We start from the raw sequence: 15,089 nt of genomic DNA on the forward strand, positions 1-15,089 counted from the left end.
ATGAGCCCGACCCAGGCATCCGGCGCCTACCGGCGCTGGCAACTGCCGTCCTTCGACGAGCCGCTGATGCCGGCGCCCGTCGACGACGCCCCTGCCCTCGCCGCCGACCCCGAGCCCGAACCGCCGCCCCCCGAACCCGTGTTCGAGGCGCCGGTCGAGCTCGAGCCCGAGATTCCGATCCCCGAGCCGCACATCCACCTGCCCACAGCCGACGAGATCGAGCGCATCCACGAGGAAGCCCGCAAGGAAGGCTACGACGCCGGCTACGAGGAGGCCACGGCCCGCGGGCGGATGGAGGCGATGCAGCTCCACGGCCTGGTGCAGAGCCTCGAGAACGCCATGACCAGCCTCGACCAGGAAGTGGCCGACGAGATCCTCGCCGTCGCCATCGAGGTGGCCCGCCAGATGGTGCGCCACAGCCTCGCCCACAACCCGGAATCCGTCGCCGAACTGATCCGCGAGGCCCTGCTGCAACTGCCCCAGGCCCACGCCATGGTGCATCTCAACCCCGAAGACCTGGCGATGGTCCGCGACTACCTGGGCGAGCAGCTCACCCACGGCGGCCACCGGCTGGTGGAAGACGCCAGCATCGCCCGTGGCGGCGCGCGCATCGAAGCCGCCGGCAGCCAGATCGACGCCACCCTGCAGACCCGCTGGCGCCGCATCATGGACAACCTCGGCCGCAATGTCCTGTGGGATGGGGACGGCAGCTGATGGACCACGGCACCGAAACCTGGCGCGCCTACCTCGCCGACAGCCGCAAGCTGGTGGGCGCCACCGCCCCCTATCAGCTGTCCGGCCGCCTCACCCGCATCAACGGGCTGGTGATGGAAGCCTCCGGGCTCAAGCTGCCGCTGGGCTCGGGCTGCCGCATCGTGATCCCGGGTGGCGCCTCGGTGGAGGCCGAAGTGGTGGGCTTCCACGGTGAAAAAATCTTCCTGATGCCCACCGACGACGTGTTCGGCCTGGCCCCCGGCGCCCAGGTGCTGCCGGTTGAGCCAACCCAGCCGCCGCTCATCGCCGGCGAGCGCATCGAACCGCGCCGCCGCGCCTCCGACCGGGCCAAGCACCTGCCCATGGGCGACGAGCTCCTCGGCCGCGTGGTCGACGGCGCCGGCCGCCCGCTGGAGGGCCTCGGCCCGCTGGCGATGCGGCACAGCCGCTCGCTCCAGGCGCGGCCGATCAACCCGCTGCAGCGGGCGCCCATCAGCCAGTCGCTGGACGTGGGCATCCGCGCCATCAACGGCCTGCTCACCGTCGGTCGCGGCCAGCGGATGGGCCTGTTTGCCGGCTCCGGCGTGGGTAAATCGGTGCTCATTGGCATGATGGCCCGCTACACCGCCGCCGACGTGATCGTCGTCGGGCTGATCGGCGAGCGGGGCCGCGAAGTGAAGGAATTCATCGAGCACAACCTGGGCCCCGAAGGCCTGGCCCGCTCGGCGGTGATCGCCGCCCCGGCCGACTGCAGCCCGCTGATGCGCCTGCAAGGCGCTTCCTACGCCACCACGGTGGCCGAGTACTTCCGCGACCAGGGCAAGCAAGTGCTGCTGATCATGGATTCCCTCACCCGCTATGCCATGGCCCAGCGCGAGATTGCGCTCGCCATTGGCGAACCGCCGGTCACCCGCGGCTACCCGCCATCGGTATTCGCCCGCCTGCCGGCGCTCGTCGAGCGGGCCGGCAACGGGCCGGAAGGCGGCGGCTCGATCACCGCCTTCTACACCGTGCTAGCCGAAGGCGACGACCAGCAGGATCCGATCGCCGACTCGGCCCGGGCGATCCTCGACGGCCACATCGTGCTGTCGCGCAATCTGGCGGACCAAGGCCACTACCCGGCCATCGACATCGAGCAGTCGATCTCCCGGGCCATGCACAACCTCGTCAAGAGCCAGCACTTCGACATGGTGCGGCGCTTCAAGCAGCTGTTCTCCCGCTACCAGCGCTCCCGCGACCTGATCGCCGTGGGCGCCTACCACGCCGGCTCCGACCCGGTGCTCGACCAGGCCGTGGCCATGTACCCGCGGCTCGAAGCCTTCCTGCAGCAACGCATCGAAGAGTGCGAACCCTACGAATCCGCTGTTGAAAAGCTGCACGCCCTTTTCGGAGCCACGCCATGAGCAGCTTTCACACCCCCCGGCGCCCGAAAGGTGATGTCACCCCGCCCCTAAAGATTCCCGTCCCCTGCCCGATAACGCCGAAGGAACGTGAAGATGACTGAGCGGTTCCCGCTGCAAACCCTGCTGGATCTGGCGAACAGCCGCATGGACGACGCCGCGCGCAAGCTCGGCGAGCTCATTGCGAGCGAACACGCCGTGGAGGAAAAGCTCGCCCTGCTGGTGGACTATCGCAAGGAATACCAGGCCCGCTTCGTGGAAGCGGCCCGCAACGGCATCGGCCCCGACGCCTGGCGCAACTTCAGCGCCTTCCTCGGCAAGCTCGATGACGCGATCGCCCAGCAGCAGCGCCTTGTCTCCGACTCCAGGCAGCGCACCGAGCAGGGCCAGCAGGCCTGGGTGGATCAGCGCAACAAGGTGAAGGCCTTCGACACCCTGTCGCACCGCCACCAGAGCGAGCAGGCCCGCAAGGAAGCCAAGCAGGAACAGCGGCTCACCGACGAACACGCCGCCAAGCAATTCCGCGATCGCCCCGAAGAGGAGTGATCCGCCCGGGCGCCGCCCTGGCACGTGGCTTGCTGGGTAACGTGGGTCAGCATCCTCACCAGGACTCAACATCATGCCCGGACCGGCCCTGAACCCGATCGCCAACACTGCGCCCGTCGCCTCCGTCAAATCCGCCACCGGCACGCGCCCCGACGCGTCCGCCGACACCGGAAAGACGGAAGCGCCCGAGCAGGGTTTCGCCTCCGAACTGAAACGCCAGATGCGCGGCGAATCCAGCCCCGACGAGGCCGCATCCAGCGACGCCAAGGCCGCCGCCGTGAGCGACGAAGCCGCCAAGCCCACCGAAGACGCAGCCCAGGCCCAGGCGCCCACTGCGCCGGCCGACCTCTCCGCGCTGCTGGCCGGCGCCGCTGCCGCAGCCAACGCCATCCCGACGCCGTTGCCCCGCACCACCACCGGCGTCACACCGGACTCCGCCAAGGGCGCCATCGACACCACCGCGGGCCTCAGCGTCGATGGCGGCGAGGCCGGCAAGCCCAGCCAAGGGCTGACCGATCTGGCGGCCGATGCGGCAAATCTTGCCGGCCACCATGCCGCACCTGCCGGTCCGGATGCCACCCCCGCCCCCAAGACACCGCCGGCCGACCTCGCTGGCGGCCTCGCCATCGCCAGCAGCCGCCACGAGACCGAAACCGGCGCTGACGTGGCCGCCGCCCCGACCAACAACTTCGCGGCGATCCACGCGGCGGCCCTTGCCAACCTGCGGGGCGAAAGCGCCCAGCCGGTCGCGAGCCCGGTGCCTCTGCACGTCGCCACGCCGGCCGGCGCCCCCGGCTGGCCCGAGGAAGTGGGCAACCGGGTGAGCTGGATGGTCGGCCAGTCGGAAAGCCACGCCGAACTCACCCTCACCCCGCCCCAGCTGGGCAAGGTGGAGGTGTCGATCACCATCAGCGGCGACCAGACCACCGCGCAGATCGTCGCCGCCACGCCGGCCGCCCGCGACCTGATCGAGCAGAGCCTGCCCCGCCTGCGCGAGGTGCTGGAGCAGAGCGGCATCAACCTGGGCCAGACCGACGTGGGCACCTCCGGCCAGCCCGGCGGCTCCGGCGAAGGCCGGCGCGGCGGGCAGTTCAACCCCTCGCGCGGCACCAACGAGATCGGCGTCAGCACCGCCGCGGCCAGCCCCTGGCTGCGGCGCGCAGAAGGATTGGTGGATACGTTCGCCTGAATCGCCACAAATGACGGGGGCTTTGGCCCCTATTCGAGGCTTGCCGGGCGGACGTGATGGATAACAATGCATTGAGATAAGGAGAAATCCAGCATGTCGAAAGCACCGGCCAAAGCCGAAGCCGCCGAGGGCGAAGCCCCTGCCAAGGGGGGCAAGAAGAAGCTCATCATCATCATCGTCGCTGTCCTGATCCTGGCGATCGCGGGCGGCGCTGCCTTCATGCTGCTGGGCAAGAAGAAGCACGCCGAGGGCGAGGAAGAGGAAGAACCGGTGTCCCACGAGCCGCCGAAGGTGAAGGTGGACCCGTCCAAGCCGCCGGTCTTCGTGCAGCTCGAGCAGTTCACGGTCAACCTGTCCCCCGAAGAGGGCGACCACTTCCTGCAGGCCACGATGGTGCTGCGGGTGTCCGACGCCAAGGTGGGCGATTCGCTCAAGCTCTACATGCCCGAGCTGAAGCACCGGGTCATCATGCTGCTGTCGTCCAAGAAGCCGTCCGACCTCGCCACCACCGAAGGCCGCGAGGAGCTCGCCGACGAGGTGAAGGAAGAGGCCAACGACGTGCTGGGCTACGCGCCCAACCCCAAGAAGAAGAACAAGCGCAGCCGCCCCGAGGATGACGGCCCCGTGCTGGCCGTGCTGTTCAACCAGTTCATCGTGCAGTAAGCGGAAAAACCACCATGGCTCAGGACTTTCTCTCCCAGGAAGAGGTTGATGCCCTGCTCAAGGGCGTCACCGGGGAGTCCGACGAGCAGGACGCCGGCGAAGAGGGCGGAGACGGGATAAGACCGTACAACCTCGCCACGCAGGAACGCATCGTCCGTGGGCGCATGCCCACGATGGAGCTCATCAACGAGCGCTTCGCCCGCTACCTGCGGATCGGGCTGTTCAACTACATGCACCGCAACGTCGAGGTCTCGGTCGGCCCGATCAAGGTGCAGAAGTTCAGCGAGTTCGTCCGCAATCTGGTGGTGCCCACCAACCTCAACCTGTTCACCTCCAAGCCGCTGCGGGGCACCGCCCTGATCGTGCTCGACCCGAACCTGGTGTTCCTGGTGGTGGATAACCTCTTCGGCGGCGACGGGCGCTTCCACACCCGCGTCGAAGGCCGCGACTTCACCCTCACCGAGCAGCGCATCATCCAGGGCCTGCTGAAGGTCACCTTCGAGGAATACGCCAAGGCCTGGGCGCCGGTACAGAAGCTCGAGTTCGAATACGTGCGCTCGGAGATGAACCCCCAGTTCGCCAACATCGCCACGCCCTCCGAAGTGGTGGTGGCGGCGTCGTTCACGCTGGAATTCGGCGGCGCCCAGGCCGAGATGCACTTCTGCTTCCCGTATTCGATGCTCGAGCCCATCCGCGAGACGCTCTACTCGACGATGCAGAGCGACCACATCACCCAGGACAACCGCTGGGTGAGCATGATGGGCAAGCAGCTGCAGAGCGCCGAAGTCACGCTGGCGGCCCGGCTGGGCTACGCCAAGGTCACCCTGGGGGACATCGTCAACATGAAGCCCGGCGACGTGATCCCCCTCAACATCCCCGAAACCATCCAGGCTGAAGTGGACGGCATCCCCTTCATGGAATGCCGCTACGGCGTGCAGCGCGGCCAGTACGCGCTGAAGATCGAACGCTTCCTCGCCCAGGAAGAAGAAACCCCGGCCCCCAGCCAGGAGTGAGCCATGTCAGAAACCGATACCCCCGACGACAACCAGATCAGCGACGACGACTGGGCCGCTGCGATGCAGGAGCAGGCCGCCGCCGAGGGCCTCACCGACCCGGCAGAGCCTGCCCTCGGCGATGAATCCCCCTTCCAGGCCAAGCCCGCCAGCCAGCTCTTCCCGGACTTCGGCCAGGCCGGCGCCAAGAGCGGCTCGATCAACGACTACGACATGATCCTGGACATCCCGGTGCAGCTCACCGTGGAGCTGGGACGCACCAAGATCGCCATCCGCAACCTGCTGCAACTGGCCCACGGCTCGGTGGTCGAGCTCGATGGCCTTGCCGGCGAACCGATGGACGTGCTCGTCAATGGCACCCTGATCGCCCAGGGCGAGGTGGTGGTCGTGAATGACAAGTTCGGCATCCGCCTCACCGACATCATCACGCCCGCCGAGCGCATCCGCAAACTGCGCTCCTGATCCCCGCCCCACAAAAGCTTTCGGCCCCGCGGCGCAACACCGCGGGGCCGAACTGCATTCACGATCTGGCGGACGTCACACCACCCCGGTCCGCCCCCTCATCAGCACCGAACTCGCCGGGCGGCGGTCGGGTGCATTGGCCCGATGGAGCAGCCAGCGCTCGCCGAGAATCTTGAGGGCTCGCTGACGCTTCTCCTCGTAACCGGACGACGCCGCACCCGGCGCCCCTCCGTCCGTCACGCCAGCCGCGAGCTGGCTGTCACGATGCCACAGCAACATGATCGCACCTCCACTCTGTTGGGTCTGCCGTCTTCCCGAGCGGCCCGGCAAGAATCGGGCGCTCCGTGCCGTTTGAGTATAGGCGCCCGGCGCAGTTCAGCAGGCAAAAGCCGAAAGCATGAAAAAGTGCCGTTTTGCCCGCCTAATCGGCCCATGCCACGCCGCGGGCCGGGGCTATTCTCCCCTCCAGGCTCCCCCCGGAATGCCCCGGATTCCTCCCCCAATCGCCATGCGCCACTTACTGCCCCCTGCCGGCCTGCTGCTCTTATCCGGCCCCGTCCTGCCTGCCGACGGCAGCGCCGACGTGACGGGCAGCGTCGTGCAGATGCTGCTGGGCCTCGCCCTCATCATCGGTTTGCTGATCGGCAGCCTGCACCTGCTCAAGCGCCTCGGCGCCGGTCAGGGCGGCAAGGGCGGGCTGCTGAAGGTGCGCGGCGCCACCTCGGTCGGCCCGCGGGAGCGCGTGGTGCTGGTGGAAGTGGCCGACAAGGTGCTGGTGCTGGGCGTCTCACCCGGCCGGATCACCGCGCTGCACACCCTCGACGCCATCGACCTGCCCACCGCCCCCGGCGACACACCGTCGCCCGCCGCCGGTGGCGCGGATTTCCAGACCTGGCTCAAACAGACGCTGGAGCGTCGCCCCCGATGAAAGCCCTCTCCGCCCTGCGCCGTCTGGCGCCGCTCATCCCGCCCCTGCTGCTGGCGCTGCCCCTGCCGGCGCTCGCCCAGGCCATGCCGGCCCTCACCACCGCACCCGCCGGCGGTGGCGGCACCCAGTACAGCCTGTCGGTGCAGACCCTGCTGCTGCTCACCTCCCTGAGCTTCCTGCCGGCCATCGTGCTGATGATGACCAGCTTCACCCGGATCATCATCGTGATGTCGCTGCTGCGCCACGCGATGGGCACCCAGACCTCGCCCCCCAACCAGGTGATCGTCGGCCTGTCGCTGTTCCTCACCTTCTTCATCATGGCGCCGGTGGCCGACAAGGTTTACACCGAGGCCTGGCAGCCGCTTTCCGAAAACCGCATCACCTTCAACGAAGCCCTCGACCGGGCCACCGTGCCGGTCAAGGCCTTCATGCTCAAGCAGATCCGCGAGCCCGACCTCAACCTCTTCTCCAAGCTCGCCAAGACGCCGCGGGTCGAGAAGGCCGAGGAGCTGCCGATGCGGGTGGTGATCCCCGCCTTCGTCACCTCCGAGCTCAAGACCGCCTTCCAGATCGGCTTCATCGTGTTCATCCCCTTCCTGATCATCGACATGGTGGTCGCCTCGGTGCTGATGTCGATGGGGATGATGATGATGAGCCCGGCCATCGTTGCGCTGCCGTTCAAGATCATGCTCTTCGTGCTGGTGGATGGCTGGAACCTGCTGATCGGCTCGCTGGTGCAGAGCTTCGGATAGCCGCCGGAAGGAACCCGCCATGACTCCCACCACCGTCATCGACCTCGGCCGCCAGGCCCTCGAACTCACCCTGCTGGTCTCCGCGCCGCTGTTCATCGCCGCGCTGGTCACCGGTCTGGTGGTGTCGATCTTCCAGGCCGCCACCCAGATCAACGAACAGACCCTGTCCTTCGTGCCCAAGCTCATCGCCACCTTCATCACCCTGGTGGTGGCCGGGCCGTGGATGATCACGATGATGACCGACTTCATCCGCCGCCTGTTCGAGAACATCCCCGCGATGATCGGGTAGCCCGATGCTGTCGGTCACCAGCGCCCAGCTCGACGCCTGGCTTGCGATGCTCGCCTTCCCGCTCGCCCGCATCCTCGGGCTGGTGGGGATGGCGCCGGTGTTCTCCAACAACGGCATCCCGCGGCGGATCAAGCTGATGGTGGGGCTGGCGATCACCATCGGCATCGTCCCGGCCCTGCCGCCGCCCCCGACGATCTCCCTCGGCTCGTGGGACGGCCTGCTCATCATTGCGATCGAAACCATGACCGGCGTGGCGATGGGCCTCGTGCTGCGGGTCGTGTTCGCCTCCCTCGACGTGATGGGCGAGATCGTCAGCCTGCAGATGGGCCTGTCCTTCGCCACCTTCTTCGACCCCGTGGCCGGTGGCCAGACCGGGGTCGTCGGCGAGTTCCTGATCCTCATGGCCACGCTCATCTTCCTCGCCCTCAATGGCCACCTGCTGTTGGTCGACGCCCTCGCCCACAGCTTCGAGTGGATGCCGATCAGCGCCACCCCGCCCCACAAGGGCGGCTGGCTGCTGCTGGCGCGCTTTGGCGCCACGGTGTTCTCGGCCGGCCTGCTGATGGCCCTGCCGATCGTCACCGCGCTGCTCATCACCAACATCGCGCTGGGCATCCTGACCCGCGCCGCGCCGCAGCTCAACCTGTTCGCCATCGGCTTCCCGATCACCCTGACGGTGGGTTTCGGCGTGCTGATCCTGGCCCTCAACCACCTGGCCCCGCTGCTCCAGCACTTCTACGACGTCGGCTTCGGAACCATGGCCGACCTGGTCCGCGCCCTGCGCTGAAACCCCATGCCACCGCCCGCCACCCCGCCCCTCAACCCGGCCCACGCCGGCTTCGCGGCCCTGTTCCGCTTCCTGCCGGACATGGTCGCCCTGGCCACCCTCGATGACGATCGGCTCATCGACGTCAACGACAACTGGAGCGCCGCCCTCGGCTACGCCCGGGACGAGAGCGTCGGCCACAGCTGCAGCGACCTTCAGCTGTGGCACAACCCGGAAGACCGGGCCGCGATCCGGGCCGAATTGCTGGCGGGCCGTGACGTGGTCAATCGTCCGGTGATCCTCGTCACCAAGTCTGGCGCGCCCCTCGAAGCCCTGCTGCGGGCCCGGGCGCTCGAGATCGACGGTCAGGCCTGCATCCTCGCGGTGTGCCAGGACATCACCCCCCAGCGCCGCCTCGAAAAAGCCCGCCAGGAGGCCGCCGAAGCCCAGCGCATCTCCGAGGTGATGTTCTCGACGGCCTTTCACTCCAGCCCCGAGGCGATCACCCTCAGCCGCCTGCGGGACGGGAAGCTGCTGGCCGTCAATCCCGCCTTCGTCACCCTCACCGGCTGGGAGCGGGATACCGCCCTCGGCACCACCGCCCACGCCCTCGGCCTGTGGCCTTACCCGGAAGAACGGGTCGCCATCGTCGAGCTGCTCCAGGAACACGCCGTGCTGCGGGATTTCCAGTGCACCCTCGGCACCGCCGACGGCAGCCACCGGGATTGCCTGGTCAATGCCTCGACCGTCGACATCGCCGGCCAGACCTGCCTGATCTGCATCATCCGCGACGTGACCGACCAGAAGGCCGCCGTCGCCAACCTCCACGACAGCCAGAACAAGTTCTCCACCATCTTCAATTCGGCGCCCTTCGCCCTGGCTCTCACCCGCATCAGCGACCGCACCTACCTCGACGCCAACCCGGCCTGGGAGCGCCTGTTCGACTGCCCCCGCGACGAGATCATCAACCGCACCAGCGGCGAGCTCGGCTGCTGGCTCGACCCCGCCGACTACGACGACCTCTACGGCTGCTTCGCCACCAGCGACGTGGTCGGGCAGCGGGAAGTCCGCCTGCGCCCCATCGGCCGTCCGGGCATCGCCAACTGCCTCGTCTCGGCCCGGCGGCTGCGGGTTCGTGACGAGGACTGCGCCCTGTGGTCGATGGTGGACATCTCCGAACTACGCCGCGTCCAGGCCCACATCGAGGATCTCAACCAGAGCCTCGAACTGCGCGTCGCCGAACGCACCGCCGAGCTCACCAAGGCCCTCGGCATCCTGCATCAGACGCAGGAAGAGCTCGTCCGCAGCGAGAAGATGGCGGCCCTCGGCTCCCTGGTCGCCGGCATCGCCCACGAGCTCAACACGCCCATCGGCAACAGCGTCACCGTCGCCTCGACCCTCGCCGCCCGCACCGACGACCTGATCAGCGCCTACAGCACCGGCAAGCTGCGCCGCACGGATTTCGACCGCTTCACCCAGGGCACCCGGCAGGCCGTCGATCTGCTGATGCGCAGCCTGCTGCGGGCCGAGGAGCTGGTGCGCAGCTTCAAGCAGGTGGCGGTGGATCAGACCAGCGAACAGCGCCGGCGCTTCGAGCTGAACGAAGTGCTGCGCGAGATGGCCATCACCATCAGCCCCATGTTCAAGCACGGGGATTTCACCCTCGACGTGCTCGAGACGGCGCCCTTCACCCTCGACAGCTACCCCGGCCCCCTCGGGCAGATCTTCACCAACCTCGTCACCAACGCCCTGCTTCACGCCTTCGAAGGCCTCCCCCGGGGAAGCATCACGGTCACCCCGCGGGTGATGGACGAAGACAGCGTCCAGATCGAGTTCGCCGACGACGGCCGGGGCATCCCGCTCGCCGACCAGCGACGCATCTTCGACCCCTTCTTCACCACCCGCCTCGGACGCGGTGGAACCGGTCTCGGATTGCATATCGTCTACAATCTGGTCACCCAGGTGCTGGGGGGGCGCATCACCGTGCACAGCTCGCCCGGCAACGGAACACGTTTTGTCCTCGCCCTGCCGCGCACGGCGCCCGCCCGCGGCGAGGGTCAGACTGCCGCCGATGCAGCCGCAAGCCCCGGCCCAGGACTCAACTTCGACGACCTCGGGCCGATAATCTGACGCTGGCCGCCGGCTTCGGCGGCCTACCGGGAGAACTCATGGCCATTGCCATCGTCGATGACACGCCGCTCAACCTCACACTGATCCAGGCCCTCGTCCGCAAGCTCACGCCGCCGGGCACCGAGATCGTCACCTTCAGCTCGCCGCTGGAAGGTCTCCAATGGTGCGGCAGCCACGAGCCCGACCTGGTCATCGTCGACTACATGATGCCGGACCTCAACGGCATCGAGTTCATCGAGACCGTCCGCAAGCTCTACCCGGCCGACACCGTCCCGATCCTGATGGTCACCGCGGCCCACGAAAAGGAAGTGCGCTACGAGAGCCTCGCGGCCGGCGCCAACGACTTCCTCACCAAGCCCATCGACCGCCACGAGTTCGACCCCCGGGTGCGCACCATGCTGTCGCTGCGTGCCAGCCACCAGCGCATGCGCACCTGGAACGACGACCTTCAGGCTGCCGTGATCCTGAAAACCGCCGAGATCGTCACCCGCGAGCAGGAAACCATCACCCGCCTCGCCCGCGCTGCCGAGTTCCGCGACCCGGAAACCGGCGCCCACATCCTGCGCATGGCCCACTACTCGCAGATCATCGCCCGCGATCTGGGGCTCGATGCCGAAACCTGCGAACGCATCCTCACCGCAGCCCCGATGCACGACATCGGCAAGGTGGGCACGCCCGACAACATCCTGCTCAAGCCCGGCCGGCTGACCCCCGAAGAGATGGTGATCATGCGCCAACACCCGCGCATCGGACACGACATCCTCAAGGGCTCGTCCTCGCCCATGATCCAGATGGCCGCCGAGATCGCCCTCACCCACCACGAGAAATACGACGGCAGCGGCTACCCCGACGGGCTCGCCGGCGACGCCATCCCGCTGGTCGGGCGCATCGTCGCCGTGGCCGACGTCTTCGACGCACTCACTTCGCCGCGTCCCTACAAGCCGGCCTGGGAGCTGGACACCGCCTTCAACTTCATCCGCGAAGGCCGCGGCAGCCACTTCGACCCGGCCTGCGTCGACAGCTTCCTGGGCCTGATCCCGGAAGTACTGGAAATCCGCGAGCGGTTCAAAGACGAATGAAAGACGCCCTCCACCGCCTGGCGCAAGGCGCTGGGCTGCACACCCTCGGACAGCAGCTCACTGCCCTGTTCACCTTCCTGCTCACGCTGTCCCTTGGCGCCTACGCGATCTACCTGGGCAACGAGCAGGTCGAGTTCATCGAGCGGCTCGAACGCCAGCACGCTGACGAACTGACCCACGCCCTCGCCTCGGCCCTCGAACCCCACCTGGCCAGCGGCAACATCGCCAGCGCCACCGGCCACCTGCTCAAGCTCGAATACAACCCCCACATCCGCCGGGCCACGGTCACCGACCGTCAGGGCGTGCCGATCACCAGCGTCGGCCGGAGCACAGGCGGTGCGCCGATCGCCGTCGAGCCCATCGAAGGCGTCCCCGTCCTCCTCCCGGACAGCGCCCGCCGGGCCTCCCAGGGCAATACCGGCAACGGTTCCACACACTTCGTCGCCTGGGCCGGCATTGGCGCGGCAGCCCCCCTCGGCTGGCTGCGCATCGAGGTCGCCCCGGCGGCCGGCGACAACCTCCAGCACATCATCATCGACAGCCTGATTGCCGCGATCGTCACCCTCGTCATCGGCACCCTCGTCATCCGCCAGTTCCTGCGCCCGCCCCTGCGCAGCCTCGCCCGCGCCACCCACTTTGCCGAAACCCTCGAGACGAGCCACGGCAAGACCCTCGACGAAGATAGCCCGATCGCCGAACTGCGCCAGCTGGTGGACGCCCTCAACCAGACCTCGGTGCGCCTGCACGAAGGCCAGTCGGCCCTGGCCGCCAGCGAATCGCGCAACCGGGCCATCACCGAAGCCTCCCTCGACAGCATCGTCACCATCGGCGAAGACGGCCTCATCCTCGAATACAACCCGGCCGCCGAGCGCACCTTCGGCATCCCCGCCCGCGAGGCCATCGGGCAGCGCGCCGTGGCCCTGCTCTTCCCCGAGCGCATCCGCGACGCCCAGACCCAGGCCCTCCTCGACCTGCTGGCCGACACCCAGGCCGGCACCCTCGCCCAGCGTACCGAGGCCATCGCCGTCCGGCACACCGGCAGCGGCCCGGTCGAATTCCCCGCCGAGGTCGCCCTGGTCGCCGTCCACAGCGCCGGTCGCCGGCTGATCACCGCCTACGTGCGCGATATCGGCGAGCGCAAGGCCGCCGAAGCCGCCATGCGCCAGGCCAGGGACGTCGCCGAGGCCACCAGCCGCTCCAAGAGCGACTTCCTCGCCAACATGAGCCACGAGATCCGCACACCGATGAACGCCATCATCGGCATGACCGAGCTCACCCTCGACACGCCCCTCGACAACGAGCAGCGGGAATACCTCAGCCTCGTCAAGACCTCCGCCAACTCCCTGCTCGGCATCATCAACGACATCCTCGACTTCTCGAAGATCGAGGCCGGCAAGCTCGATTTCGAGCACATCGACTTCAGCCTGCGCGACTGCGTCGCCCTCGCCGTGCGCACCCTCCAGCAGCGGGCCGACGAGAAGAACCTGCGCATCACCGCCCAGGTGGCCCCGACGGTGCCCGACAACCTGATCGGCGATCCCCACCGCCTGCGTCAGGTGCTCATCAACCTCATCTCCAACGGCATCAAGTTCACCGAGCACGGCGAAGTGCGCCTCCTGGTCGAACCGGGCACCGAAGCCGGCAACGGCGACCCGGGCAAGGTCGAGCTCGCCTTCAACGTGCACGACACCGGGGTCGGCATCCCGCCAGAAAAACAGAGCCTGATCTTCGAAGCATTCTCCCAGGCCGACTCCTCCACCACCCGCCGCTACGGCGGCACCGGGCTGGGGCTCACCATCAGCGCCCAGCTCGTCCAGGCCATGGGCGGGCGGATCGGCGTCACCAGCACTCCGGGCGAAGGCAGCACCTTCCGCTTCACCGCCCGCTTCGAAGCCGGCCACGCCACGCCGGTACTGGACGAACAAGCCCACCTCGAAGGCCTGCCGGTCCTCGTCGCGGTGGACAGCAGCACCGAGCGGGCAACCCTCGTCGAGCTGCTGGGCCAGTGGCGGATGAAGCCGGTCACCGTCTCCGACGCCAGCGGCGCCCTGCGCGAACAGGCCCGCGCCACCGCCGAGAACAAACCCTTCAAGGTGGTGCTGATCAGCACCCAGCTCCCGGACATCGAAGGCTTCGACCTCGCCGAAGCCATCCTCTCCGCCGCCGCGCCGCCCCCATGCATCGTCATGCTGGCCGGCGAAGGCCGCCGGGGCGACGGCGCCCGCTGCCGCGAGATGGGCATCTCCGCGTATCTGCCGATGCCGATCATGGCGTCCGACCTGCTCAATGCCATCCTGCTGTCGGTGGAGCCGATCGACGACAACACCGGCAACAGCAGCAGCGCCGACCGCTCGCCCCTCATCACCCGCCACAGCCTGCGCGAGCAGAAGCGCCAGCTGCGCATCCTGCTGGCCGAAGACAACGTGGTGAATCAGACCCTTGCCCTGCGCCTGCTGGGCAAGCTCGGCCATCAGGCCGACGTGGCCAACAACGGCAAGGAAGCGCTGGAGCTCCACGCCCGCAACCGCTACGACCTGGTGCTGATGGACGTGCAGATGCCCATCATGGGCGGATTCGACGCGACCGCGCAGATCCGCCAACGCGAAGCCGCCGGCGCCACCCGCACCCCCATCGTGGCGATGACCGCCCACGCCATGAAGGGCGACCGGGAGCGCTGCCTCGCCGCCGGTATGGACGGCTACCTCTCCAAGCCGGTGCATGCCCCGGATCTGGTCGAGGTGCTCATCCAGCACACTGGCCGGGGCGACCCGGCGCCGCCGCCGCCCAGCGAACCCACCAGCATCAGCGGCCCGGTGTTCGAACGTCAGAAAGTGCTGTTCAACCTCGGCGGTGACGAGGAGCTGCTGGAACAACTCATCGGGATGTTCATCGAGGACGAGCCGCGGCTGTTTGCCGACATCGAGGCAGCGGTGGTCGAGGGCGACGCAGAGGCCCTGCACAACGCGGCCCACGCCCTCAAGGGTGCGGTGTCAAACTTCTGCGCCGGCCGGGCCCAGACAGGGGCCGCACAACTCGAACGCATCGGCCGCGAAAAGCGCATGGCCGACGCACCCCAGGCCCTCGAAGCCCTGCGCGCCGAGCTCGCCGCCCTGCGCGAAGCGTTCGCCGCCGCCTGAGCCCCCGGCCGGCGGGGGCGG

At 68.2% G+C, this 15,089-nt stretch carries 15 protein-coding genes; 14 read left to right on the forward strand and 1 reads right to left on the reverse strand.

What is annotated here, in order from left to right; translation table 11 throughout:
- The 7 genes from QQK25_RS10670 to fliN all read left to right on the forward strand — a co-directional run bounded on the left by QQK25_RS10670 (position 1) and on the right by fliN (position 5,987).
- Positions 1-714 (forward strand): flagellar assembly protein FliH, encoded by a 714-nt coding sequence (locus QQK25_RS10670; RefSeq protein ID WP_284187905.1) that lies wholly within the window; start codon positions 1-3, stop codon positions 712-714.
- Positions 714-2,117, forward strand: coding sequence for a flagellar protein export ATPase FliI (gene fliI / locus QQK25_RS10675; protein WP_284187906.1), 1,404 nt, complete (start codon positions 714-716; stop codon positions 2,115-2,117). The genes QQK25_RS10670 and fliI overlap by 1 nt, the downstream gene beginning before the upstream one ends.
- A gap of 93 nt (positions 2,118-2,210) precedes the next feature.
- Positions 2,211-2,660, forward strand: coding sequence for a flagellar export protein FliJ (gene fliJ, locus QQK25_RS10680; RefSeq protein ID WP_153162443.1), 450 nt, complete (start codon positions 2,211-2,213; stop codon positions 2,658-2,660).
- Between the two features lie 73 nt (positions 2,661-2,733).
- Entirely contained in the window at positions 2,734-3,849 is a 1,116-nt protein-coding gene (locus QQK25_RS10685) for a flagellar hook-length control protein FliK (RefSeq protein WP_284187907.1), read from the forward strand.
- A gap of 93 nt (positions 3,850-3,942) precedes the next feature.
- Positions 3,943-4,512, forward strand: coding sequence for a flagellar basal body-associated FliL family protein (locus QQK25_RS10690; RefSeq protein WP_153162445.1), 570 nt, complete (start codon positions 3,943-3,945; stop codon positions 4,510-4,512).
- A gap of 14 nt (positions 4,513-4,526) precedes the next feature.
- On the forward strand, positions 4,527-5,525 hold the full coding sequence (fliM, locus tag QQK25_RS10695; protein WP_284187908.1) for a flagellar motor switch protein FliM: 999 nt from the start codon (positions 4,527-4,529) through the stop codon (positions 5,523-5,525).
- 3 nt (positions 5,526-5,528) lie between these two features.
- Positions 5,529-5,987 (forward strand): flagellar motor switch protein FliN, encoded by a 459-nt coding sequence (fliN, locus tag QQK25_RS10700; RefSeq protein WP_284187909.1) that lies wholly within the window; start codon positions 5,529-5,531, stop codon positions 5,985-5,987.
- Between the two features lie 75 nt (positions 5,988-6,062).
- On the opposite strand, the gene QQK25_RS10705 is transcribed toward fliN, so the two are convergent.
- Positions 6,063-6,266 carry a hypothetical protein gene (locus QQK25_RS10705; protein WP_284187910.1) on the reverse strand — a complete coding sequence of 68 codons (204 nt, stop codon included), beginning with the start codon at positions 6,264-6,266 and terminating at the stop codon, positions 6,063-6,065.
- Positions 6,267-6,495: 229 nt separating this feature from the next.
- Between QQK25_RS10705 and fliO the strand changes: the two genes are divergently transcribed.
- The 7 genes from fliO to QQK25_RS10740 are packed head-to-tail and all read left to right on the forward strand — an operon-like array spanning position 6,496 to position 15,068.
- The gene (gene fliO / locus QQK25_RS10710; protein ID WP_284187911.1) at positions 6,496-6,915 is read left to right on the forward strand and encodes a flagellar biosynthetic protein FliO; all 420 of its coding nucleotides are present in this window, start codon (positions 6,496-6,498) and stop codon (positions 6,913-6,915) included.
- Entirely contained in the window at positions 6,912-7,667 is a 756-nt protein-coding gene (fliP, locus tag QQK25_RS10715) for a flagellar type III secretion system pore protein FliP (RefSeq protein ID WP_284187912.1), read from the forward strand. The genes fliO and fliP overlap by 4 nt, the downstream gene beginning before the upstream one ends.
- A gap of 19 nt (positions 7,668-7,686) precedes the next feature.
- Positions 7,687-7,956, forward strand: a complete 270-nt coding sequence (gene fliQ, locus QQK25_RS10720; protein ID WP_153162450.1) for a flagellar biosynthesis protein FliQ — start codon at positions 7,687-7,689, stop codon at positions 7,954-7,956.
- Positions 7,957-7,960: 4 nt separating this feature from the next.
- On the forward strand, positions 7,961-8,743 hold the full coding sequence (gene fliR, locus QQK25_RS10725) for a flagellar biosynthetic protein FliR (protein ID WP_284187913.1): 783 nt from the start codon (positions 7,961-7,963) through the stop codon (positions 8,741-8,743).
- Positions 8,744-8,749: 6 nt separating this feature from the next.
- On the forward strand, positions 8,750-10,852 hold the full coding sequence (locus QQK25_RS10730) for a PAS domain S-box protein (protein WP_284187914.1): 2,103 nt from the start codon (positions 8,750-8,752) through the stop codon (positions 10,850-10,852).
- A 38-nt stretch (positions 10,853-10,890) separates the two neighbouring features.
- Complete coding sequence (locus QQK25_RS10735) at positions 10,891-11,931, forward strand: HD domain-containing phosphohydrolase (RefSeq protein WP_284187915.1); 1,041 nt, start codon at positions 10,891-10,893, stop codon at positions 11,929-11,931.
- The gene (locus QQK25_RS10740) at positions 11,928-15,068 is read left to right on the forward strand and encodes a PAS domain-containing hybrid sensor histidine kinase/response regulator (RefSeq protein ID WP_284187916.1); all 3,141 of its coding nucleotides are present in this window, start codon (positions 11,928-11,930) and stop codon (positions 15,066-15,068) included. The genes QQK25_RS10735 and QQK25_RS10740 overlap by 4 nt, the downstream gene beginning before the upstream one ends.
- The last annotated feature ends 21 nt before the right edge of the window (positions 15,069-15,089 follow it).

It is taken from the genome of Zoogloea oryzae, from assembly GCF_030161255.1.
Taxonomy (GTDB): Bacteria; Pseudomonadota; Gammaproteobacteria; order Burkholderiales; family Rhodocyclaceae; genus Zoogloea; species Zoogloea oryzae.